This is a genomic window from Paraburkholderia sabiae, assembly GCF_030412785.1.
GTDB lineage: Bacteria > Pseudomonadota > Gammaproteobacteria > Burkholderiales > Burkholderiaceae > Paraburkholderia > Paraburkholderia sabiae.
The window spans coordinates 1,232,823-1,256,252 of sequence record NZ_CP125295.1 but is presented as its reverse complement, the minus strand read 5'-3'; the positions used below and the strand labels follow the sequence as shown (position 1 = coordinate 1,256,252).

The following is a 23,430-nucleotide window of genomic DNA, read 5'->3' as shown; positions in this document are numbered from 1 at the left end:
GAGCCGCTTTCGTTTTGCCACCAGCGGCGCTTACGGTTCGAGATTCAGTTCCTGAATCTTGCGCGTAATCGTATTGCGCCCGATGCCCAACCGCTCCGCCGCTTCAACCTTGCGGCCGCGCGTGAAATCGAGCGCTTCGCGGATCACAGCCGCTTCGAAACGCCGCGACAGTTCGTCCATCACATCGGCGGCGTTCTCGCGCAGCAGTTTCGCGACTTCCGTGCGCAAACCGCTTTCCCATGCGGCAACGGGCGAAGGAATCGCCACGCCGCCGGGCACGACAACCGAACCCATAGTCGGCACAACGCCGTTCGCCGTGCCACCGTTACCCGACACGGCATCGCTCGAAGCCGTGCTCGCCGCCATCGCGAACTCCGCCCCGCTCTGCTGCGTCGACACGAGATCGGGCGGCAGATCCTTGATCTCGATCGTCTGCGCGGGCGCCATCACGGTCAGCCAGTTCGCGAGGTTTTCGAGTTGCCGCACGTTGCCCGGAAACGGCAGCGTCGTCATGTAAGCCAGCGCCTCGTCCGACACGCGTTTCGGCTCGACGCCGAGATCGCGCGCGCTCTTCTGCAGAAAATGGCGCGTGAGCAGCGGGATATCTTCGCTGCGTTCACGCAGTGCAGGCAGACGCAGGCGGATCACATTCAGCCGGTGATACAAGTCCTCGCGGAACAGCCCCTGACGCACGCGCGCTTCGAGATTCTGATGCGTCGCTGCGATCACGCGCACATTCGCGCGCAACGGATTATGTCCGCCGACGCGATAGAACTGACCGTCCGAGAGCACGCGCAACAGACGCGTCTGCAAATCGAACGGCATATCGCCGATTTCATCGAGAAACAGCGTGCCGTTCTCAGCCTGCTCGAAGCGGCCCTGACGCATCGCCTGCGCGCCGGTGAACGCACCGCGCTCATGGCCGAACAATTCGGATTCCAGCAGATCTTTCGGAATCGCTGCCGTGTTCAACGCGATGAACGGACCGTTCGCGCGTGGGCTATGTCGGTGCAAGGCGCGCGCGACAAGTTCCTTACCGGTGCCTGATTCGCCCGTAATGAGCACAGTCGCAGCCGAATGCGACAGGCGGCCGATCGCGCGGAACATGTCCTGCATCGCGGGCGCCTGGCCGAGCATCTCGGGTGCTTCGGCGACGCGGTCGTCCCATGTCTGCTCGCCGCGCATGCTTTCGTCGACGGCGCGGCGAATCAGTTCAACGGCCTTGTCGACATCGAACGGCTTCGCGAGGTATTCGAACGCGCCGCCCTGAAACGCGGCCACGGCGCTATCGAGATCCGAGAACGCCGTCATGATGATGACGGGCAGTCCCGGCACGCGGTCGCGCACGGTTTGCAGCAGTTCGAGCCCGGAACCGCCCGGCATCCTGATGTCGGAGACGAGGACCTGCGGGCTGTCGTGTTCGAGTGCGCCCGCGGCCTCGCGTACGTTCGCGAAACTGCGCGTCGCGAAGTTCTCGCGGGCGAGTGCTTTTTCGAGCACCCAACGGATCGATTGATCGTCGTCTACTATCCAGATCGGCTTCATATAGGTCCGTCAGAAGTCTTGTATGGCGTGTGTGTGCAATCGACTGTGCAGTCGCGTGTACGGTCGATTCATCAGCAGTCGAGCGGCAGCAGAATCTGAAACTCGGTGTGACCAGGACGGCTCTCCACTTCGATCATCCCTTCGTGTTGTTGCACGAAGGTCTGCGCGAGCGTCAGGCCAAGACCGCTACCGTCTTCACGGCCCGATACGAGCGGATAGAAGATGCGGTCGCGGATGTCTTCGGGAATGCCGGGTCCGTTGTCGACGATATGCAAGTCCAGTGCCAGCTTGCAAAGACGTTTCGCGATCGTCACCTTGCGCGCGACGCGCGTGCGCAACTCGATGCGCGCATCGCCCTGCGAGATGCGTTCGCGCAATGCTTCGGCCGCATTGCGCACGATGTTCAGCAGCGCCTGGATCAGTTGCTCCTTGTCGCCGCGCAGATCGGGCACGCTCACGTCGTAGTCGCGTTCGATCGTGAGGCCGCGCGGAAACTCCGCGAGAATCACGGCCCGCACGCGCTCGCACACTTCGTGAATATTCACGTCGCCGACGATATGCGGATGACGATGCGGTTCGAGCAACCGGTCGACAAGCGTCTGCAGCCGGTCCGATTCCTTGATCACGACCTGCGTGTACTCGCGCAACTCGTCGCGTTCACGCGCGCCGAGTTCGAATTCGAGCAATTGCGCCGCGCCGCGAATGCCGCCGAGCGGATTCTTGATCTCATGCGCGAGATTGCGGATCAGCTGTTTGTTGACGGCGGTGAGATCGTGAATGCGCTCTTCGCGATCCGACCTCAGATGCCGCTCGTTCTCGAACAGTTCGAGCAGCACGTAGTCCTGTGCGCTCTCCAGAAAACCGACGACGGCATGCACATGCAGCGGCTCGTGGCCGGGGCGTTCGAGCACGGCATCGAGATGCGTCGCGTGGAAACGGTGCGCGGCGATGGCGGCGATGGTCGCCGTCAGTTCCTCGCCGTTCGCGAAGATCTCGGGCCATGCCATTTGCGTAAGCTGACGGCGCGACATTTCGAGCATCGACTCGGCCGACGGATTCGCGAACGCGACACGCAGCGTCCGCTTGTCGAGCACGAGCACGACAGTGGGCAGCGCCTCGAAGCCCGGCAGCAAACCGGAGTCGACGAGCTGCACGTCATCCGACAATGCGTCGGCGTGCCCTTTTCTGGCCTTGATGAGGTTCTTCAATACCATCTTGCAGTCGGGTCTCGATAGCCTTGCATGGGACGGGCGGTTTGCAACAAAAACGTCACGGCTTTCGATCCAACGAAAAAGGGACGGCGCCGCCGTCCCTTCATGACCGATCGCAGCGTCGGGGCGTACGCTTCGCCGCTCATCGCGAGCGAAGCGCAGCGCCTCTTACAGCGAGTAGTACAGTTCGAATTCGACCGGGTGCGTGGTCATACGCACGCGCTGGAGTTCGCTTTCCTTCAGCTCCAGGTATGCGTCGATCATGCCGTCGGTGAACACGCCGCCGCGCGTCAGGAACTCGCGGTCTGCGTCGAGTGCTTCGAGCGCCTGGTCGAGGCCGGCACACACGGTCGGGATCTTTGCATCCTCTTCCGGCGGCAGGTCGTACAGGTTCTTGTCAGCAGCCTCGCCCGGGTGGATCTTGTTCTGCACGCCGTCCAGACCTGCCATCATCAGTGCCGAGAAGCACAGGTACGGGTTCGCGAGCGGATCCGGGAAGCGCGTTTCAATACGGCGGCCCTTCGGATTCGGAACGTGCGGAATACGGATCGATGCCGAACGGTTACGTGCCGAGTAAGCCAGCTTCACGGGTGCTTCGAAGTGCGGCACGAGACGCTTGTACGAGTTCGTACCCGGGTTCGTGATCGCGTTCAGCGCGCGAGCGTGCTTGATGATGCCGCCGATGTAGAACAGCGCGAATTCCGACAGGCCGGCGTAGCCGTTGCCCGCGAACATGTTCTGGCCGTCCTTCCAGATCGACTGGTGAACGTGCATGCCCGAACCGTTGTCGCCGACGATCGGCTTCGGCATGAACGTCGCCGTCTTGCCGTACGTGTGCGCGACGTTGTGGACGATGTACTTCAGTTGCTGCGTCCAGTCGGCGCGCTGCACCAGCGTCGAGAACTTCGTGCCGATTTCGTTCTGGCCTTGACCTGCGACTTCGTGGTGGTGAACTTCAACCGGGATGCCGATCTGTTCGAGCAGCAGACACATTTCCGAGCGGATGTCCTGGAACGTGTCGACGGGTGCGACCGGGAAGTAGCCGCCCTTCGTGCCCGGACGGTGACCCGTGTTGCCGCCTTCGAATTCCTTGCCCGACGACCACGGTGCTTCTTCCGAACCGATCTTGACGAAGCAGCCCGACTGGTCCGTGTTCCACTGGACCGAGTCGAAAATGAAGAATTCCGGCTCCGGACCGAAGAAGGCCGTATCGCCCAGGCCCGTGCTCTTCAGATACGCTTCAGCGCGCTTCGCGAGCGAGCGCGGGTCGCGCTCGTAGCCCTTGCCGTCAGCCGGTTCGACGACGTCGCAGGTCAGCACGAGGGTCGATTCTTCGTAGAACGGGTCGATGAAGGCGGTGTTCGAGTCCGGCACGAGCAGCATGTCCGACGCTTCGATGCCCTTCCAGCCTGCAATCGAAGAACCGTCAAACGCATGGCCGCTTTCAAACTTGTCTTCGTCGAATGCCGACACCGGCACCGAAACGTGTTGCTCCTTGCCGCGCGTGTCGGTGAAACGGAAGTCGACAAACTTGACGTCCTCGTCCTTGACGAGCTGCATGACGTCGGCCACGGATTTACTCATAACCTATCTCCTGATTAACGAATTCGGCGGGTTCAGCCGCCGCCCAATCTAGCTGACCAGCCCCGATGCGTCCACCCCTCGATACCAGCTTGAAAGGAAAAGTGATGCTGGCATCGGGCCAGTTTGATCGGGACCAATAAAGCAGCTTCCATGCCATGTTTTGATTCCGCGTGCGCCACTTCGCTGCAACGCCAATATTCACGCGCGTTTGCGGGGAATGGACGCACACCGTTTGCGTGAATCGCCGCGCCATCTGCCCGCCGCTTGCACCATTGTCGAGCATCCGACAAACCGGCGACTGCTTAATATTCCATTTTGGTGCATCCTCGTGATTTTGCACCAGATTAGAGCGTCGCTCAGGTTACCGAAATCGTGAGCGTGCGCCTGCATGACCGGGCATGTGCCAGCCCGGCAGCTTGCTAGAATGTTTTTTTGGCCCCAAGGAGATTTGCTGTCATGAGTACGCTCGAACAGTTGTACAGCCAGGCCGACAAGCGCCGCGTCGACAACCAGCTCCCGTACGCGGGCGCCGTCTCGCCTGCCGAGGCATTCGAGCTTCTGCAACTCGACCCGCGCGCCCGTCTCGTCGATGTCCGCACACGCGCCGAACTGGACTGGGTTGGGCGCCCCGTCGTCGGCGACGGTCAGTACGCACACGTCGAATGGACGCGTTATCCCGGCGGCGTGCCGAACGCGGAATTCATCGATCAGCTGCGCCAGGTCGCGACACCCGACACGCCCGTGCTGCTGTTGTGCCGCAGCGCCGCGCGCTCGAAGCTGGCCGCCATCGCCGCGACGCAGGCCGGTTTCACGAAAGCGCTGGATCTGCTCGAAGGCTTCGAGGGCGACAAGGACGGCCAGGGGCATCGGAAGACGGTGTCGGGCTGGTGTTTCCGCGGGTTGCCGTGGATCGGCGCCTGACACATCTCAAGCCTCTCAAGCGCCACGCAAAAAGCAGTCTCGAACACGCGGCGCACGGATCAGTCCGTGCGCCGCTTCGTGTTGAATCGTCTGCGCGCGATGTGACACGCGGATGATGGGACGCGTCGCGCGTCCCGACGTCCCCGGCGTTGGCGCTCAGCCGCGCGGCTGCGCCTGCGACGCGATCGTTTCCGGCTCGACGATATCGCCGCCAAGCATATGCACGCCTTCGCGCAGCTTCACGAAGGCGGCCGCGACGGCTTCCGGTTCCCCCTTCACACCCAGATCGATGTGACGGCGCGCATAGATGCCGCCGCGCTCCGCATCGCCGACGCTCGGCAGACTGAACACGCGCACGCCCGGAAAGTCGTGCTGGATCTTTTCCATCAACGGCGTCAGCGTCGATTCAGGCAACTCGAAGACGAGCAGAGACTTTTCCGCATGCGGCGTCGAATGATGCAGATGCTCGTATTTCGTATCGAGCACCCATTCGATCATCGGCCAGGCCATCACCGGAAAGCCCGGTACGAAATGATGGTCGCCGACGGAGAAACCAGGAATCTTGTTGTAGCCGTTCGGAATGATCGACGCGCCGCGCGGATACGTGCCCATGTTCAGCCGATGCAGGTTATCCGGCGAGTTCAAATCGACGGGCGTCGGCGAACTGGCGGGATGCGTCTCGCGAATGCGCTCCTGGATCAGCACCTTGGCCTCGGGATGCAATTCGAGCGGCACCGCGAGCGCCGCGGCCGCGCACTGACGCGTGTGGTCGTCCGGCGTGGCGCCGATACCTCCTGTCGAAAACACGATGTCGCCCGTCGCGAACGTACGGCGCAACGTGGCCGTGATGCGCTCCGGGTCGTCGCCGATGTATTCGGCCCATGAGAGCGACAGGCCGCGCGCGCTCAGAAGCTGGATGACTTTCGGCAGATGCTTGTCGACACGCCTGCCCGACAGAATTTCATCGCCGATGATGATCACGCCAAATGCCATTGCTGCCTCTTGTCAGTAGGAAACAGGCGCCGTGCCTCGCGCGCTGTAAGGACCGTGGGGGCCGTGGTGCGGACCGTGATGGCCGTTACCGCCATGCTCGTCGGCGCGCATCCGCTGCAGCGCGCGCAGGCAGTAGTAACCGAACCACAGCGCCGTGAACACGAGGATAAAAGCATAGATCCAGATGGTCACGGCGGTCATCACAGGGAACAGCACGATCAGCCACACGGACGACGCCCAGATCAGCGTCGGCAGCGAACCGAGCAAACCGCTCGCCACGCCGATCAGCAGCAGCGGCAAGCGATGCTGACGCACCAGTGCGCGGCGCTCCTCGCTGGTCGCGTGCAGCGACAGCGCGTCGTAAGTCATCACGCGATAGGTCAGCCAGCCCCACAGCAGCGGCGGAATCAGCGCGAAGAACGGCGGAATCAGCCAGAGCGGCAGCGTGATGACGAGCACGAGCAGACACACGAGCGTCGTCCAGACGGAATGCACGACGCTGCCGTACCACGTGCCGCCATGCCGCATTTCAAGCCCGGAGAATTGCCGTTTCGACAGATGCTTGATGACGGAGGGCATCGACAGCGTCGCGATCAGCAACAGCACGGTCACGACGATCAGCGGAATCGCCATGGCCACCACGATGAATGGCGCAACGGCCGCATGCAGCGACGAAAAACCGAGCCAGTCGAATAGGCCATAGAGCGTCGTCGTGAGCGGCCAGCTTTCGAGCCAGCCGCGCGTCGCGCCGATCAGGGTCTGCCAGGAAAACCACAGCACCACGCCCCAGACGATCGCGGCTGCCGCAAACGGCATGAACGTCAGCCAAAGCATGCGCGGATGGAGCACGGAAGAAAGCGCGCGCCCGAACGAGCGCAAGAGGTCATTCATGCGTAGTCGATGACGTGATGGATAAGCAGGAAAGGAAGGAAACGTGGACAGGATAAACCACGTCGGGCGTCGGCGTCGAAAGCGACAACGACGCTTCAGGAGGAATGCGAGCGACGCGTGACGCGCGTCGGCCCGCAAATCGCGCAGCCGGAATCAGATATGCGGCGAAGCCGCGCTCCGCTGCTTCTTGCCGGCGACACGCTGCGCAATCCGCACGAACGCGAGCCAATGCTGCGCCCAGAAGCCCTCGCCGTAGTGACGGCCGCTCAGCTGGTCGCGGATGCCCGTCGGCTCCATTTCGCGGCTCCACGACGCGCTGCCGAACAGCATGTCCCACCACGGAAACAGCACGCCGAAATTGCAGCCGTACTTGAGCCCTTCGTGACCGTAACCGATCGCGTGATGGCGCCGATGGAACGTCGGGCTGACGAGCAGACGCTCGCCGAGCCAACCGAAATACATGCGGATATTCGCGTGCTGCACGCTCTGAGCGAGATTCGTGATTGCGACGAGCACGACGAACTGCGACGGCGGCACGCCGATGAACAGCGCGATCACCGCGAAGAAACACGCCTGCAGCAGATCGTCGAGCAGATGGTTACGGTCGTCGGCCCACAGCGACATCTGCTGCTGACTGTGATGCACCGCGTGCAGTTCCCACCAGACGCCGATCCTGTGCTGCCCACGGTGATACCAGTAACCCGCGAAATCGATCACGAGCAGATACATGATGAACGTGACGACAGGTTGCGTCGTCACGCCCGGCCACAGGTTGTCGAGTTCGATGTTCGCGATGCCGCGCAGACGCAGCCAGCCCTGAACCGAATCGAAGAACGGCTGCAGCGCGAAGAAGAAAAACAGGTTGAGAATGCCGAGCTTCGCGATCCACGTGTACAGCACGTCGACGCGCACCGCCTTGCGGTCCTTCCACCGCTCAACGGGCCGCAGCGCCTCGAGCGGACGCAGCAGCGCGTACATCGCGAGCACCTCCAGCACGCCGACGATCACCCAGTAGAGGCTGTCGTAGGTGTCTTCGTCATAGTCCATCAGATCGAAATGGAACAGCAGCGGCTGCACGATATCGACATACAGCAGCGTCTGGATCGACGAAACAAAGCTATCGAGACTGGAGGCGATGAGGTGGAACATGGTGCTCTATATGCGCGGCGCGCCGGCGAGGCGCGCCGCCTGTGTACGATGCGTTACGCCCCGTTCGGCGCAGTGACGGGCGCGCGATTGAAGAAATAGATGCCGTGCGGCGAACGGCCGACAGCGATCGTCTGGATCAGCTTGTGCGTCGTCAGGTCGATCACGCCGACGTGCTTCGCGAAGCGGAACGTTACCCACAGATAGCGTTTGTCGGCGGAAAGTTCCATGTCGTCCGGTCCTGGCATCAGGCCCGTGATGTCGCCGACGTTGGTGAGCGTGTCTTCGTCGATGATGCTGATCGTGCTCGCCACCCGGTTCGACACGGCGACATGCTTGCCGTCCGCAAGCGAGCGGAAGTTGTGCGCGCCCTTGCCCGTCATGATCGTCTTCACGATCTTCTGGTTGCGCCAGTCGACGACGGCGACGTAATCCGCGCCCGTCATGCCGATCAGCAGGTATTTGTCGCCCGGCGTCATCCACAGGCCTGCCGGCACCTTGCCGACCTTCATCTTCCACTTGACCGTCTGCGTGGCGAGATCGACGGCAGCCAGTTCGCCCGACACCTGCAGCGTGACGAACACGGTCTTGTTGTCGTTCGTGAACGCCATGTGACTCGGCATCACGGCGAGCGGCAGACGGCTCGCGAGCGTCATGTTGTGGCCGTCGTAGTGATAGATGTCGAGGCGGTCGAGGCGCAGACCCGTCGTGACGAGCCACTTGCGGTCCGGCGAGAACCCGATCTGATACGGGTCCTCGATGCCCTCGACCCAGCGCTGCGGCTTGCCCGTCTTCGGATCGACGAACATCAGATTGTTCGACACCGAATTTGCGACGATCAGCGAGGAATTGTCCGGCGTGGGCATCAGGTGATGCGGCTCCTTGCCCGTCGGCACAGTATCGATCACCTGGTGCGTGGCCTCGTCGATCAGGCTCAGCGTCGCTTCGCCGGAATTGAGCACGATCACGTTATTGGCGTGGACGGCGGGAGAGAAAAAGCTTGCTGCCGCGACGAGCGCCGCGCCTGCTGCAAACGTGCTGGTCAAGCCGGGAAGGGAAAATTTGCGCATGAAGACTCACATCAGGGGGTAACCGCCATTGTAGAACGTTTGCGCTGCTCAACGGTTGACCTCCGTCGAGGAAATGCGTGGGCTTGCGGCGCGCCGCCGCAGCATGCTCCGGATCGGTTCCGACCGGTTGCACTACCCTTCCTGGCGTCACCGTTTTTTCATTCGAGTTTTTCCGACTGCCGCGTTCGAAATCAGCTGCCATTCACCAGCCTCGAATAATAAATCGAGAATATTTCCTAATTATTCAAAACGAAAATTCTGCAATATCAGAGCGAATTTTCTGATCGTTATTAATTAAGAATTACCTCATATCGACACATCGGTGTCGTCCTCAAAAATCATTGCGTGCAATTCCCGTTTCGAGGCTTCCCAGCAAGCCGGAAGCGCGCGATCGGACATCCTTTCCATACCAGTACGAGCGGGTTTTGCCACTTGCGGATGTCGATTGCGCGAGATGTTTCCGGCTATTTGCTTCATCGTTTCACCCGGAGTTTTTGAGGCATGAAAAATCAGAATCGAATAATCCAGAATCCAGTTATGCGTCGGCGCAGTGTCGTGAGCGGGCGAGCACGGGCCGTATTGCGTATGACGCTGGCAGGCATGCTGCTGGCGACGACGGGCGCGAACGCCGCCGTTCTTATCGGCAACCGCACGATTTCGTTCTACTCGACTGGCGTGGCAGTCGGTGAGGACGCGATTTCAGGCGGCATGGATGCCGTCACCGTCGGCGAAAGCTCATGGGCGGCCGGCAACAACTCGACCGCGCTCGGCTCGCATGCTGTGGCGATGGGGGACGCGTCGACAGCGTTAGGCGACTCTGCACGGGCCAACGAGTCCCAGTCGCTCGCGATCGGCGCGAACTCGACGGCACTTTTCGCCAACAGCATCGCGCTCGGCTCCGGCTCCATCACGCTGTTCGGCGCGCAAACCGGCTATACGGCGTTCGGACTCAGCGCGCCGCAAACTTCGTCCGGCGAAGTCAACATCGGTAATCGCACGATCAGCGGCGTCGCGCCCGGGCGCGACGATCAGGACGCCGTCAACGTGGGGCAACTGAAGGCCGTGGCGAGCCGGATCGACGGCACGGTCGCATATGACCGCCGTGCCGACAGCCATGCGGCCAACTCAATCGATTACAACAACGTGACGCTCCAGGGCGACGCCGAACACGGAGGCACGCAGATTCACAACGTCGCCGATGGCATCGACCCGCACGACGCGGTGAACCTCTGCCAGGTGTCGGCGATGCTCGGCGACGCCGTCGGCAACATCACCGTCAACACATCGAACCCGATGTTCAGCGCCGAAGGCTCGCCCGCAACTGACTCTGCGCTGGCAGCGGGCACGCATTCCGTTGCAGCCGGCGCGAAAGCTGTGGCGAGCGGAACGGGCGCCGTCGCGCTCGGCGCCAACACCAACGCTAGCGCGGACAACGCGGTAGCGCTCGGCCAGGGTTCGGTCGCTGACCGGGCGAATACCGTTTCCGTCGGTGCAGTGGGACAGGAACGGCAGATCACGAACGTCGCGGCAGGCGTTCAGGGCACGGATGCCGTCAACGTGGACCAGCTGAATCAGAGCACGGGCAAGGCGAAAGCCTATACCGACGATCAGGTCCGTTCGGCGCGCAAGGACAGCTACGGTGGCGCGGCGGCGGCAATCGCCATGGCCGGCTTGCCGCAAGCGGTGCTGCCGGGCCACGGCATGGTCGCGCTCGCGGCCGGCACTTATGGCGGCCAGTCGGCGATGGCGCTCGGCGTGTCGCAACTGTCCGACTCGGGCAAATGGGCCTACAAGCTGCAAGGCACGGCGAGCACGCGTGGCGAGCTTGGTGCGTCAATCGGAGCGGGCATGCACTTTTGATGCCTCTGCGATCAATGGGCGTCGGTTGCGTGCGGCGTGTGCAGGATCCGGCGCACGCGTGAGCGCGCGCCAGGATCGATCAACGCTGCATCGACTCCCAGACCTTGTAGAGCCGTTTGACGGAGACGGGCATCGGCGTGCGCAGTTCCTGCGCGAACAGCGACACACGCAGTTCCTCGAGCAGCCAGCGGAACTCGGCGAGCCGCACATCCGGCACGCCGCCGCGCTGCGCGAGCGCTCGCTGGTAGTGCTGGGCGAGCGGCTGCAATTCGGCGAACTGACGGGCGTCGCGCGCCGGGTCCGCTTTCAGCTTGTCGATGCGCAGCGCCATGCCCTTCAGGTAGCGCGGGAAATGCGACAGCTGGGCGTACGGCGTATCGACGACGAAGCGTTTGCCGATCAGTGCGTCAAGCTGGCTTTGCATGTCGGCGTACGCAGCCGCAAACGGCTTGGCCTGCGCGAGCTTTTTGACGACGGCCGAATACTCGCCAAGAATCTGCCCGACGAGTCGGGCAATCTCTTGCGCCAGTAACGTCAGCCGGCTGCGGCCTTCGTCCTTGCGCGCGTGGAAGCTGGTGTCGTCGGCGGGCAGCGGGTCTTGCAGGCACGCACGGTCGAGCGCCATATCGATCAGCTGATCGCGCAGTTCTTCCTGCGTGCCGCGCGGCATGAACTGCATCGCCATTTCGCGCAGGCCCGGCAGGTTCTTTTCGAGGTATTTGATCGGCTCGCGCAGTTGCAGCGCGAACAGCCGCCGCAGGCCCGCGCGATGAATGCGCGCCGCCTCGTCGGGCGAATCGAACACCTCGACGTCGCAATGCGTGCCGCGATCGACGAGCGCCGGATAGCCGAACAACGTTTGCCCGCCCCGCCGGATTTCGAGCAACTCGGGCAGCTTGCCGAAGTTCCACGTCGTCAGGTTTTCGTAGAGGGCGGTTGCAGGAGCGGCGGCGGCTTCGGCGGCCGTCGGCGTGCGAGGCGCAGCGGAAGCGCCGCGACCAGCAGTCGCCGCCGCGCCGGTGGCTGTACCGCGCGCGGACGCATCGCCGCCCGCATTCGCCAACGCGGCACCTGCCGCGCTCGACGCGATCTTCTGGAACTGCTGCTGCGCCTGGCCGCCCAGTTCCGCACGCAATTGCGCGAGGTTGCGGCCCATCGCGAGCTGACGTCCATGCTCGTCGATGACCTTGAAGTTCATGAACAGATGCGGCGCAAGCGTTTCGAGCTTGTAGTCGGATTGCTTTGTCGCGACCTGCGTCTGTTCGCGCACGTCGGCGATCACGGTGTCGAGCAGACCGCCCGCGCCGAACTTCGGGCCGCTGTGCCGCTCGACGAATGCCGCCGCGTATTCCGGCAAGGGCACGACATGGCGGCGCAGCTTCTGCGGCAGCGACTTGAGCAGCAACTGCGTCTTTTCCTTCAGCATGCCCGGCACGAGCCACTCGACACGCCGCGCATCGACCTGGTTCAGCGCATACAGCGGCACAGCGAGCGTCACGCCATCGCGCGGCGAGCCCGGCTCGAAGTGATAGGTCAGCGTCATATCGACGCCCGCCATCGTCATGCGCTTCGGGAACAGATCCGTCGTGACGCCGGCCGCCTCGTGGCGCATCAGATCGTCGCGCGACAGATACAGCAGGCGCAGCTTGTCCTCCTGCTGCCCGCTCTTCTTCACTTCGTCGCGATACCAGCGCTCGAACGCGGCGCCCGTATGGATCCCATTCGGAATCGCCTGATCGTAGAACGCGTAGATCAGTTCGTCGTCGACCAGCACGTCCTGACGACGCGACTTGTGTTCGAGTTGCTCGATATCGGCGAGCAGCTTGCGGTTATGCGCGAAGAACGCGAGCTTCGTGTCGAACTCGCCTTCGACGAGTGCACCGCGAATGAACAGCTCCCGCGCGCGCGCCGGATCCTGCTTGCCGAAACTGACGCGCCGCCGGTGATAGACGGGCAAGCCGTAAAGCATCGCGCGTTCGAACGCGGTCACTTGCGCCGCGCGCTTTTCCCAGTGCGGCTCGGAGAGCGATTTCTTCAACAGATGCGCACCGACGCGCTCGACCCATTCCGGCTCGATCTTCGCGATACAGCGCGCGTACAGCCGGCTCGTCTCGACGAGCTCGGCCGCCATCACCCACTTGCCCGCCTTCTTCACGAGCGCCGAACCCGGCCACAGATAAAACTTGATGCTGCGCGCGCCGAGATAGTACGGCTCGTCGTCGGCTTTCAGCCCGATGTTGCCGAGCAAACCTGTGAGCAGCGCGAGATGGATCTGCTCGAACGTCGCTTCACTGTCGTTCAGACGCCAGCCGTGCTCGCGCACGACCGTGAGCAGTTGCGAATGCACGTCGCGCCATTCGCGCAGACGCAGATGCGACAGAAAATTCTGCTTGCAGGCATCCGTCAGCTGCTTGTTCGACTTCTTGTGCGCAACGGCCTCTTCGAACCACGCCCAGATTTTCAGCCATTGCAGAAACTCGGAGCGCTCGTCGGCGAATTTGCGGTGCGCCTGATCGGCCTGTTCCTGCGCGTCGATCGGACGGTCGCGCGGATCTTGCACGGAGAGCGCGCTCGCGATGATCAGCACTTCGCGCAGCGCCAACTGATCGCGCGCGGCGAGAATCATCCGGCCGACGCGCGGATCGAGCGGCAAACGCGCGAGTTCGCGGCCGAGCGGCGTCAGCGCGTTGTCGTCGTCGACGGCGCCGAGTTCGTTCAGCAGTTGATAACCGTCGGCGATTGCGCGTCCGGGCGGCGGCTCGATGAACGGGAAGGTTTCGATCGCCGTCAGATGCAGCGACTTCATCCGCAAAATAACGGCCGCAAGCGACGAACGCAGAATCTCCGGGTCCGTGAAGCGCACGCGCGACTGGAAATCGGCCTCCTCGTACAGCCGGATGCAGATGCCGTCGGCGACACGGCCGCAACGCCCGGCGCGCTGGTTCGCGGCCGCCTGCGAAATCGACTCGACCTGCAGCTGCTCGACCTTGTTGCGATACGAGTAGCGCTTCACGCGTGCGAGGCCCGTGTCGATCACGTAACGGATGCCCGGCACCGTCAGCGACGTTTCCGCGACGTTGGTCGCGAGCACGATGCGCCGCGCGTTCGACGGACGGAACACGCGCTCCTGCTCGGCCGCCGACAGCCGCGCGAACAACGGCAGGATTTCCGTGTGCGGCGGATGATGCTTGCGCAGCGCTTCCGCGGCGTCGCGAATCTCGCGCTCGCCGGGCAGAAACACGAGCACGTCGCCGGGGCCTTCACGGCACAGTTCGTCGGCGGCTTCGACGATCGCATCCATCAGGTCGCGGTCGGTTTCTCGTTGCGATTTCGGGCGGTCACCGCGTTCGCGAGTCGACGAACCTTCAGCCGCCTTCACGGCGGGCGAATCCTCGGCTACGGGCCGATACCGCACCTCGACGGGATACAGCCGCCCGCTCACCTCGATCACGGGCGCCGGCTTCTCGTCGCTGCCGAAATGGCGCGCGAACCGATCGGCGTCGATCGTCGCCGAGGTCACGATCAGCTTCAGATCGGGGCGCTTCGGCAGAATCTCTTTCAGATAGCCGAGCAGAAAATCGATGTTCAGGCTGCGCTCGTGCGCTTCGTCGATGATCAGCGTGTCGTAGGCTTTCAGCAGCGGATCCGTCTGCGTTTCCGCGAGCAGAATGCCGTCCGTCATCAGCTTGACGGACGCGCCGGGCGCGAGATTGTCGGTGAAGCGCACCTTGTAGCCGACCACTTCGCCGAACGGCGTGCCGAGTTCCTCGGCGATGCGCCGGCCCGTCGCCGATGCCGCGATCCGACGCGGTTGCGTGTGACCAATCAGGCCGCTGCCGCCCGCGCCGATCCCGCGTCCGAGCGCGAGACAGATTTTCGGCAACTGCGTCGTCTTGCCCGAACCCGTCTCGCCGCTGACGATCACGACCTGATGCCCCGCAATCGCGCGCGCGATTTCCTCGCGGCGGCCCGAGACAGGCAGCGCTTCGGGGAACGTGATGGGCGGAACCGGATTCGGTTCGACGACGCGCGCCGGCTTATGCGACATCTGTGACTTCTGCGGCTCGCGCGGCTGCTGGCGCTGCCTGTCGCCGCCTGCCTGGTTCGGACCGCGCTTGCCCTGCTGGTTCGGGCGCGCATTCTCCGCGCGATTCTGCTGCTCGCGTGCGCCAGCGTCCTTGTGTTTTTTCGTCTCGTCGGGCGCAGAAGGGCCCGAACGCGGCGCATTCGCAACATTCACGGAAACGTCACGACGCGGCGCGTCACCGCGCGTATCGCGCGTCGCATGCCGATGCTCGCGCGGCGCGGGCTTCGCAGCGTCTTTCGCGGCATCGGATGGAGCGTTTTTCGTATCGGCTCCAGCGGAGCTTTTGGGTACATTCGACATGGGGGCGCATTATAATCCGGGGCATGAATTCCCAAACCGACCTCGTCCCCTCGCCCGCCCCTTCTCCGGCACCGTCCGGCGACGCGGAAACCCTGTTGCAGCACGCGCAATTCGTCGACTGGATGCGATCGGTCGCGCCGTACATCCACGCGTTCCGAAACAAGACGTTCGTCGTAGGCTTCGGCGGCGAAGTCGTGCATCAGGGTCTGCTCAACGCGCTGGTGTCCGATATCGCGCTGTTGCAGGCGATGGGTATCCAGATCGTGCTCGTGCATGGCTCGCGTCCGCAAGTGGAAGAGCAGATGAGCCTGCACGGCGTCGAGTCGGAGTTTTCGCACGGCATGCGCATCACGAATGCGCGCGCGCTCGAATCCGCGAAAGAGGCAGCGGGCGAAGTGCGTCTCGACATCGAGGCCGCGATCAGCCAGGGCTTGCCGAACACGCCGATGGCACACGCGCACATCAGCGTCGTGTCGGGCAACTTCGTGACGGCGCGGCCTGTCGGCATTCTCGACGGGGTCGATTTCCAGCACACGGGTGTCGTGCGCAAGATCGATGCCGAGTCGATCCGTCACTCGCTCGCGAGCGGCAAGATCGTGCTGCTGTCGCCGCTCGGCTTCTCGCCGACGGGGGAAGCATTCAATCTGGCGATGGAAGACGTCGCATCGGCGGCCGCGATCGCGCTGCGCGCCGACAAGATCGTTTTTCTCACCGAAACAGATGGCCTGCTCGACGAGGAAGGCGCGCTGATCCGCGAACTGTCGCTCGACGACGCCTACCGTCTGCACGAAAGCGGCGCCGTCACGGGCGACGCCGGTTTCTATCTGAAGCACTCCATTCGCGCGTGCCGCGGCGGCGTGGCGCGGGCGCACATCATTCCATACGCGCTCGACGGCAGCCTGCTGCTGGAACTGTTCTTGCACGACGGCGTGGGCACGATGATCTCGTACGAGAACCTCGAAAGCCTGCGCGAAGCGACGCCGGACGACGTCGGCGGCATTCTGTCGCTGATCGAGCCGCTCGAATCCGACGGCACGCTGGTGCGGCGCGGGCGTCACCAGATCGAACGCGATATCGACCACTTCTCGGTGATCGAGCACGATGGCGTGCTGTTCGGCTGCGCGGCGCTGTATCCGTACACTCAGGAACGCATCGGCGAAATGGCGTGCCTGACGGTCGCGCCCGAAGCCCAGGGCACGGGCGACGGCGAGCGGCTGCTCAAGCGCATCGAGCAGCGCGCGCGGGCGCGCGGACTCACGCGCATCTTCGTGCTGACGACGCGCACCGAACACTGGTTCCTCAAGCGCGGCTTCGTGAAGGTCACCGTCGACGACCTGCCCGAAGACCGCCGCCGCCTCTATAACTGGCAGCGCAAGTCGCTCGTGCTGATGAAACAGCTCTGAGCGCGCACAATAACGCCGCGACGCCGTTACATATCGATTACAGGAGAAGCACAGCATGACTCGCATGGTTCAATGCACGAAGCTCGGCAAGGAAGCCGAAGGTCTCGATTTCCCGCCGCTGCCGGGCGAACTCGGCAAACGGATCTACGAGAGCATCTCGAAGGAAGCATGGCAGCAGTGGCTCAAGCAGCAGACCATGCTGATCAACGAAAACCGCCTGAACATGGCCGATCCGCGCGCGCGCCAGTATCTGATGAAACAGACGGAGAAGTTCTTCTTCGGCGAAGGCGCCGACCAGGCTTCGGGCTACGTGCCGCCCGCGCAGGGCTGAGCGCTCGCTTTCGGGCTCGCCTGACGAAAAATCCGCGCCGTGTGCGCGGATTTTTTTCGTCCATTCTCAGGCGCGCCTCCGCGATGCCCGCGCCCGAATTTGAACGAAACCGTTAATCGAAAGCAGCTTTTTCAGCGTCCGCCAAATTCCCGCAATCCCCCGCCAGGCAACGGATTGCGCGCTTCCGCCCGAGCCCCGTCGGACGGGCGGTTTGCACGATCCTCTGTTATCGTGCTATCATGTTCTTCGTTCTAACAGCATTAACCCTTCATTCGCGTTCAGTTCTCTTCCCGGCATGGCGTTTTTTGTCGCTTTTGGCCCGGACAGGATTGGATTGTTTTTATACAAGAAGGCTTGTCGGTTGTTTTGTTGCAAGTCGCGCCCGTTGATCGGTGCGATCCAGAGCGACGCCTCGCCGGCCTTTTTCGTTTCAAGCCTTTTCAAGCGGCGTGAGCACATTGCATGGCAATGCATGCGCGAGCGTCCTCCGGTATCTGCCCCCCTGCAAGGCCACGCGGATACCAACGTTTAGCAGCAACCGATGAGTGCATTTTCGCGACGACCTTCGCGATGCACGGGCGTTACTTTTTCTGCGCGAATGTCCTGAACGTTGCGCAGTGCGCCTTTGCGCGGTCCGTGCCGGGCAGTTTGGCTTTCCCACGCTTTTGACCGCTCGCGAAACTGCACTTCCAGCAATCCGTGGCGGAGCGCGCACGCGTTCGGCCGCAGTCATAGGAGCATTAACCTTGACCGCTTCCAGCAACGGCTTCTGGCGACATAAGAACAACGACAACAGCCTGACACTCGACGACATCACGGTCGTCGACAACTCCCTTCTCAAACGTGCAGTCGGCGCGATGGCGCTCGGCAACGCGATGGAATGGTTCGACTTCGGCGTGTATAGCTATATCGCCGTCACCCTCGGCAAAGTGTTCTTCCCGTCGAGCAGCCCTTCGGCGCAGCTGATTGCGACGTTCGGCACGTTCGCGGCGGCGTTCCTCGTGCGCCCGATCGGCGGCATGGTGTTCGGTCCGCTCGGCGACCGCATCGGCCGGCAACGCGTGCTCGCGATGACGATGATCATGATGGCTCTCGGCACGTTCGCGATCGGTCTGATTCCGAGCTACGGCTCGATCGGGATTCTCGCTCCGGCATTGCTGCTCATTGCGCGTCTCGTGCAGGGCTTTTCGACGGGCGGTGAATACGGTGGCGCGGCGACTTTCATCGCTGAGTTCGCGACGGACCGCCGACGCGGTTTCGCAGGCAGCTTCCTCGAATTCGGCACGCTGGTCGGCTATATCCTCGGCGCCGGGACGGTTGCCGTGCTGACGGCGTCGCTGTCGCAGGAAGCGCTGCTGTCGTGGGGCTGGCGTGTGCCGTTCTTCATCGCGGGTCCGCTGGGTCTGGTCGGCCTGTACATCCGGATGAAGCTCGAAGAAACGCCCGCGTTCAAGAAGGAAGCCGAAGCGCGTGAAGCGGATGAGAAGTCGCGCCCGAAGCAGAGCTTCATGGAACTGCTCGCGCAACAATGGAAGCCGCTGCTTCAGTGCGTCGGCCTCGTGCTGATCTTCAACGTCACCGACTACATGGCGCTGTCGTATCTGCCGAGCTATCTGTCCGCCACGCTGCACTTCAACGAATCGCACGGTCTATTCCTCGTGCTGGCCGTGATGGTGCTGATGATGCCAATGACGCTGTACGCAGGCCATCTGTCGGACAAGATTGGCCGCAAGCCCGTCATGCTGCTCGGTTGTGTCGGTCTGTTCGCGCTGTCGATTCCGGCGCTGCTGCTGATCCGCACGGGCGCAGTGTTGCCGGTATTCGGCGGACTGCTGATTCTCGGCGCGCTGCTGTCGACGTTCACGGGCGTGATGCCGTCGTCGCTGCCCGCCCTCTTCCCGACGAAGATCCGTTATGGCGCGCTGGCGATCGGCTTCAACGTGTCGGTGTCGCTGTTCGGCGGTACGACGCCGCTGGTGACGGCATGGCTGGTCGACCGCACCGGCAACCTGATGATGCCCGCGTACTACCTGATGGGCGCGTCGATCATCGGTATCGTGTCGGTGCTCGCACTGCGCGAGACGGCTCGCAAGCCGCTGCTCGGCTCGGGTCCGTGCGTCGCGACGCGTGCGGAAGCGCACGCCGTGCTGCGCGGCGAACGCGAAGCCGCGGAACTCGAGGAAGCGTATACATCTGCCGTAACGGCGCGCGCATAACGATTCGGGTCGCACATCGAAATGAAAACGGGTCAGCTTCGGCTGACCCGTTTTTTATGCCGTCAACGTGTGCAATGTGGCTTCGACGTTCGGGCCTTCGATCGTCAGCATGCCTGCCGAAATCGGCAGCTTGAAACGGCGCGGCCCCGCGCTGCCGGGATTGACGAACAGCACGCCATCGCGCTCGACGATCAGCGGCTTGTGCGAATGCCCGGTCACCACCACGCGCACACCTTCGTCGCGCAGATTGTCCGGCACGTCGGCAATATCGTGGACGACGAAGATCTTGACCTGCTGCACGTCGAGCGTCGTATGCAGCGGGATCGATACGGCCCAATCGCCCGTGTCGTTGTTGCCGCGCACGACCGTCAGCGGCGCGATCGGTGCGAGCGCATCCAGCGTCGCCTGATTGCAGATGTCGCCAGCATGGATGATCGCGTCGCATCCTGCGAGCCACGCGAGCGCCTCGGGCCGCACGAGATTGTGCGTGTCCGAAATCAGACCGATACGGGATGAGCGCCGCTTGACCATGATGCGATCCGAATGAACGTCAATCGAGCGCTGCGAGCGGCGCGCGAGGTTTGCGCGACATCGCGAGCAGCCGCTTCGTCGCGCCCTGCACGATCACCGAGACGACCGCGCCGCACGCAAACGCGGGCAGCACGCCGAATGTCGGCAGCATCAACGCGACAACCGAGAAAAACGCCGCGAACGATGCACGCCCTATCACCATGCCGCGCATCAGCAGCGCGACGAACGGCGCGCCGTGCGCGCGTTGTGCCGACACCGCGAGCACGATGCCAAGCAGCGGAAACACCGACAAGACGCCGCTCCACGCCGCGCCCATCGATGCCGACAATGTCGTCACCGCGAGCGTCAGCACGGCGCCAGCCAGCATGCGCAACGCGAGATCCGCGACACTGATGCGCGCGGCGGGCACCACGCCTTCGACGCGCGGCAATCCGGCCTGCGACACACCAACCGCCACGCACGCCGCCGCCAGCGACCACGCCAGCCCCGAGGGCAGATGCGTCAGCAGCACGGCGACCAGAACCCACGCGAACAGACCCGCCAGCAGCGCCGCCGGCCAACGGCTGACGCGGCATGTCCATGCGTACGCGAAGTTGAACGCCTCTGACGCTGCAATGGCCGCAATCGAAGCCGCCGACGCCTGCGCTGCAAAGTCCGTCCCGCGCTCCAGCGCGAGCAGCAGCACGATCGGCCCCGCGACGACGGGCAATCCCGCCAGCCAACCCGCCACGGACGGGCCCCACACGCGCCCCGCCATCGTGAGCGCGGCGAGAAAGCCAGGCACCAGCGCGAGCTTGAGCGCGAGCATCGCTTATTCCTTGACGAGCAATTCGATGCGGCGGTCGGGCACGAGCCACATGAACGCGCACAACGTATAGAGCACAGCCGACACCCACGGCGCGATGAACGCGAACACTACGCCCGCCAGATAGACCACGACGGACAGCTTGCCCTTCACGTCTCGGCCGAGCGCACGCGCGATCGTCGAATCGGGTCCGTGATGACGGATCAGCACATGCGCGAGAATGAAGTACGCGACGGCGCACATGACGAGATCGAGCCCATACAGCGCGGTCGGCCATGCGGCCAGATGGCTCTCGCCGATCCAGTGCGTCGTGGCGGGCATCAGCGACAGCCAGAAGAGCAGATGCAGATTCGCCCACAACACGCCGCCCGTGACCTTCTGCACGGCATGGAACATGTGATGATGATTGTTCCAGTAGATGCCGACGTACAGAAAGCTCAGCACGTAGGCGAGACAGATCGGGATCATCGGGCGTAGCGCGTCGAGGTCGAAGCCCTCCGGCACTTTGAGTTCGAGGACCATGATCGTGATGATGATCGCGATCACGCCATCGCTGAAGGCTTCGACTCGTCCTTTACCCATCTGCCCGTTTTCCTGTTTTCCGTTGCGGTTATTGTTCGATCGTCGGCGCAGGCAAGGCCGTGCGCCGCCGCCGATTATCCGCGATCACCAGCGAGACTGTCGACGACAGGTACACGCGTCATCGAGTCCATCACGACACAGAAGGCTCGTGATAGATCGCGAGCCACACCGTCTGCTCCGTTTCATGCGTCCACGCGACGCGATGCCGGCAATGCGGCTCGATCAGCACATAGTCGCCGGGACGCATGTCGTGCAGCAGCGCGTCGTCTTCGAACTCGAGCACGGCGGCACCCGACAGCAGCACGACCCACTCGGCGCGCGAGTCGTCGTACCAGAAGCCGGGCGGGCTCGTGTGCCCCATCGACACGATCCGCTCGACGTTCAGGCGCTGTCCCGCAACGAGCATATCGACCCGTTCTTCGCCTTCGCGCTTCGCTTCGCCGCTGAACAGATTGCCCGTTTGCAGCTGCATGTCGTCACCTCACTTCATGGGCGCGAGGCCGTCGAGCAGCGTCGGTATCAGTTCGCTGATCGTCGGATGGATATGCATCGCGTATTGCAGCGTCGTGTACGGCGCGCGTGTCGTCATGATGTCGATGAACGTGTGAATCGCTTCGTCGCCGTCGACGCCGTAGATCGTCGCGCCGAGTATCTGCTTCGACTGCGGATCGACGAGCACTTTCATGAAGCCGTCCGTTTCGCCCTTCTCGCGCGCGCGTCCGACGCGCGTCATCGGCATCGTGGCGATCAGTGCGTCGCGGCCGCTCTCGCGCACGTCGTGCTCCGACAGACCGACGCGCGCGAGCGGCGGATCGACGAACACGGCATACGCCATGATCCGGTCGTCGACGCTGCGCTTGCCGCCGTCGAACAGATTCGTCGATACGATCTGAAAATCGTCGTAAGAAGTGTGCGTGAAGGCGCCGCGTCCGTTGGCGTCGCCGATCGCCCACACGCCGGGCACGTTGGTGCGCAACTGGCCGTCGACGGGAATCGTGCCGTGTTTATCGACGTGGATGCCCGCGGCGTCGAGGCCGAGGTCGTCGGTGTTCGGACGGCGGCCCGTCGCGAACAGCAGATGCGACGCTTCGAGCGGCGCGGCATCGTTGCCGAAGAACACGCGCACGCCGTCGCCGCTTTCCTGCAACGGCTCGACGCGCGACGGCTCGCCGCCGAAGCGGAACGCGATGCCTTCGCGCGCGAGCACTTTCTGCACGTTGAGCGCGAAGTCTTCGTCCTCGCGCGCAAGCACGCGCTCGCCGCGCACGATCACCGTCACCTTGCTGCCGAAACGGCGAAACACCTGCGCGAATTCGAGCGCGATATAGCTGCCGCCGACGATCACGAGATGCGCAGGCAATTCCGTCAGTTCGAGCAGCGACGAGTTCGTGTGATAGCGGATGCGCTCGATGCCTTCGAGCTTCGGAACGACGGCGCGCGTGCCCGTGTTGATGAAGATGTCGTCGGCCTGCAGTTCGGCCAGCAGATTGCCGCTTTCGGGATCGGTGATGTTCAGCCTATGCGCGCCCGTGAAGCGCGCGTGGCCGTTGAAGACGGTGAGATTGTCCGTACCGCGCAGCCACTTTTCGACGCCGGTGCGCGACTGTCCGATGATCCTGTCCTTACGCGCCTTCACTTGCGCGAGATCGACGCTCACGTCGCCTGCCAGCTTCACGCCGTAATCGGCCGCACGACGTGCGACGTGTGCCGTACGCGCGCTCGCCACATACGCTTTCGTCGGCGTACAGCCGACGTTTACGCAGGTTCCGCCGAACTTGTCTCGCTCGATGACAGCCGTCTTGCGGCCCTTCTCCGCGAGACGCACGGCGAGCGGCGAGCCGCCCTGTCCCGTGCCGATCACGATGGCGTCGAAATGCTGTGGCATGGCAGATCTCCCGAAGCGCGTGTGCGAGTCGGTCATCTTACGCCAGCACGGTGTTTCTCGAAGTGATGC

Annotated in this window: 20 protein-coding genes; 5 read left to right on the top strand and 15 right to left on the bottom strand. The window is 63.3% G+C overall.

What is annotated here, in order from left to right; genetic code table 11:
* Window positions 1-30: 30 nt before the first annotated feature.
* The 4 genes from ntrC to QEN71_RS05660 all read right to left on the bottom strand — a co-directional run bounded on the left by ntrC (window position 31) and on the right by QEN71_RS05660 (window position 4,680).
* Window positions 31-1,545, bottom strand: a complete 1,515-nt coding sequence (gene ntrC / locus QEN71_RS05675) for a nitrogen regulation protein NR(I) (protein ID WP_201650085.1) — start codon at window positions 1,543-1,545, stop codon at window positions 31-33.
* Window positions 1,546-1,616: 71 nt separating this feature from the next.
* A complete protein-coding gene (gene glnL, locus QEN71_RS05670) occupies window positions 1,617-2,759 on the bottom strand; it encodes a nitrogen regulation protein NR(II) (protein ID WP_201650084.1) in 1,143 nt (380 codons plus the stop codon).
* 165 nt (window positions 2,760-2,924) lie between these two features.
* Entirely contained in the window at window positions 2,925-4,340 is a 1,416-nt protein-coding gene (gene glnA, locus QEN71_RS05665; protein ID WP_028365844.1) for a type I glutamate--ammonia ligase, read from the bottom strand.
* Window positions 4,333-4,680 carry a hypothetical protein gene (locus QEN71_RS05660; RefSeq protein ID WP_201650083.1) on the bottom strand — a complete coding sequence of 116 codons (348 nt, stop codon included), beginning with the start codon at window positions 4,678-4,680 and terminating at the stop codon, window positions 4,333-4,335. The genes glnA and QEN71_RS05660 overlap by 8 nt, the downstream gene beginning before the upstream one ends.
* Before the next feature lie 116 nt (window positions 4,681-4,796).
* Between QEN71_RS05660 and QEN71_RS05655 the strand changes: the two genes are divergently transcribed.
* Window positions 4,797-5,261: a rhodanese-like domain-containing protein gene (locus QEN71_RS05655; RefSeq protein ID WP_201650082.1), complete on the top strand. Its 465-nt coding sequence runs from the start codon at window positions 4,797-4,799 to the stop codon at window positions 5,259-5,261.
* Between the two features lie 156 nt (window positions 5,262-5,417).
* Here QEN71_RS05655 and QEN71_RS05650 read toward each other — a convergent pair whose 3' ends face one another.
* The 4 genes from QEN71_RS05650 to QEN71_RS05635 form a co-directional block, all read right to left on the bottom strand.
* Window positions 5,418-6,254, bottom strand: coding sequence for a competence/damage-inducible protein A (locus tag QEN71_RS05650; protein ID WP_201650081.1), 837 nt, complete (start codon window positions 6,252-6,254; stop codon window positions 5,418-5,420).
* Window positions 6,255-6,266: 12 nt separating this feature from the next.
* On the bottom strand, window positions 6,267-7,145 hold the full coding sequence (locus QEN71_RS05645; protein WP_201650080.1) for an EI24 domain-containing protein: 879 nt from the start codon (window positions 7,143-7,145) through the stop codon (window positions 6,267-6,269).
* A 153-nt stretch (window positions 7,146-7,298) separates the two neighbouring features.
* Window positions 7,299-8,294 (bottom strand): sterol desaturase family protein, encoded by a 996-nt coding sequence (locus QEN71_RS05640; protein WP_201650079.1) that lies wholly within the window; start codon window positions 8,292-8,294, stop codon window positions 7,299-7,301.
* A 53-nt stretch (window positions 8,295-8,347) separates the two neighbouring features.
* Window positions 8,348-9,361 (bottom strand): YVTN family beta-propeller repeat protein, encoded by a 1,014-nt coding sequence (locus QEN71_RS05635; protein ID WP_201650078.1) that lies wholly within the window; start codon window positions 9,359-9,361, stop codon window positions 8,348-8,350.
* A gap of 555 nt (window positions 9,362-9,916) precedes the next feature.
* Here QEN71_RS05635 and QEN71_RS05630 point away from each other — a divergent pair.
* A complete protein-coding gene (locus tag QEN71_RS05630) occupies window positions 9,917-11,221 on the top strand; it encodes a YadA family autotransporter adhesin (protein ID WP_233471781.1) in 1,305 nt (434 codons plus the stop codon).
* Window positions 11,222-11,300: 79 nt separating this feature from the next.
* Here QEN71_RS05630 and hrpA read toward each other — a convergent pair whose 3' ends face one another.
* Window positions 11,301-15,608 carry an ATP-dependent RNA helicase HrpA gene (hrpA, locus tag QEN71_RS05625; RefSeq protein WP_201650076.1) on the bottom strand — a complete coding sequence of 1,436 codons (4,308 nt, stop codon included), beginning with the start codon at window positions 15,606-15,608 and terminating at the stop codon, window positions 11,301-11,303.
* Between the two features lie 23 nt (window positions 15,609-15,631).
* Between hrpA and argA the strand changes: the two genes are divergently transcribed.
* On the top strand, window positions 15,632-17,011 hold the full coding sequence (gene argA, locus QEN71_RS05620; RefSeq protein WP_201650075.1) for an amino-acid N-acetyltransferase: 1,380 nt from the start codon (window positions 15,632-15,634) through the stop codon (window positions 17,009-17,011).
* A gap of 55 nt (window positions 17,012-17,066) precedes the next feature.
* On the top strand, window positions 17,067-17,342 hold the full coding sequence (locus QEN71_RS05615; RefSeq protein ID WP_012400884.1) for an oxidative damage protection protein: 276 nt from the start codon (window positions 17,067-17,069) through the stop codon (window positions 17,340-17,342).
* Between the two features lie 237 nt (window positions 17,343-17,579).
* Here QEN71_RS05615 and QEN71_RS05610 read toward each other — a convergent pair whose 3' ends face one another.
* Window positions 17,580-17,816, bottom strand: a complete 237-nt coding sequence (locus QEN71_RS05610; protein WP_201650074.1) for a hypothetical protein — start codon at window positions 17,814-17,816, stop codon at window positions 17,580-17,582.
* A gap of 272 nt (window positions 17,817-18,088) precedes the next feature.
* On the opposite strand from QEN71_RS05610, the gene proP reads away from it, so the two are divergent.
* Window positions 18,089-19,558, top strand: a complete 1,470-nt coding sequence (gene proP, locus QEN71_RS05605) for a glycine betaine/L-proline transporter ProP (RefSeq protein WP_201650073.1) — start codon at window positions 18,089-18,091, stop codon at window positions 19,556-19,558.
* Window positions 19,559-19,612: 54 nt separating this feature from the next.
* Here the strand turns inward: proP and QEN71_RS05600 are convergent, their stop codons facing one another.
* From QEN71_RS05600 to QEN71_RS05580, 5 genes are all read right to left on the bottom strand, one after another.
* Entirely contained in the window at window positions 19,613-20,089 is a 477-nt protein-coding gene (locus tag QEN71_RS05600) for a metallophosphoesterase family protein (protein WP_201650072.1), read from the bottom strand.
* A 19-nt stretch (window positions 20,090-20,108) separates the two neighbouring features.
* Window positions 20,109-20,897, bottom strand: a complete 789-nt coding sequence (locus QEN71_RS05595) for a hypothetical protein (protein ID WP_201650071.1) — start codon at window positions 20,895-20,897, stop codon at window positions 20,109-20,111.
* Between the two features lie 3 nt (window positions 20,898-20,900).
* Window positions 20,901-21,476, bottom strand: coding sequence for a TMEM175 family protein (locus tag QEN71_RS05590; RefSeq protein WP_201650070.1), 576 nt, complete (start codon window positions 21,474-21,476; stop codon window positions 20,901-20,903).
* Between the two features lie 130 nt (window positions 21,477-21,606).
* A complete protein-coding gene (locus QEN71_RS05585; protein WP_201650069.1) occupies window positions 21,607-21,948 on the bottom strand; it encodes a cupin domain-containing protein in 342 nt (113 codons plus the stop codon).
* A gap of 9 nt (window positions 21,949-21,957) precedes the next feature.
* Window positions 21,958-23,361 carry an FAD-containing oxidoreductase gene (locus tag QEN71_RS05580; protein ID WP_201650068.1) on the bottom strand — a complete coding sequence of 468 codons (1,404 nt, stop codon included), beginning with the start codon at window positions 23,359-23,361 and terminating at the stop codon, window positions 21,958-21,960.
* Window positions 23,362-23,430 lie beyond the last annotated feature (69 nt).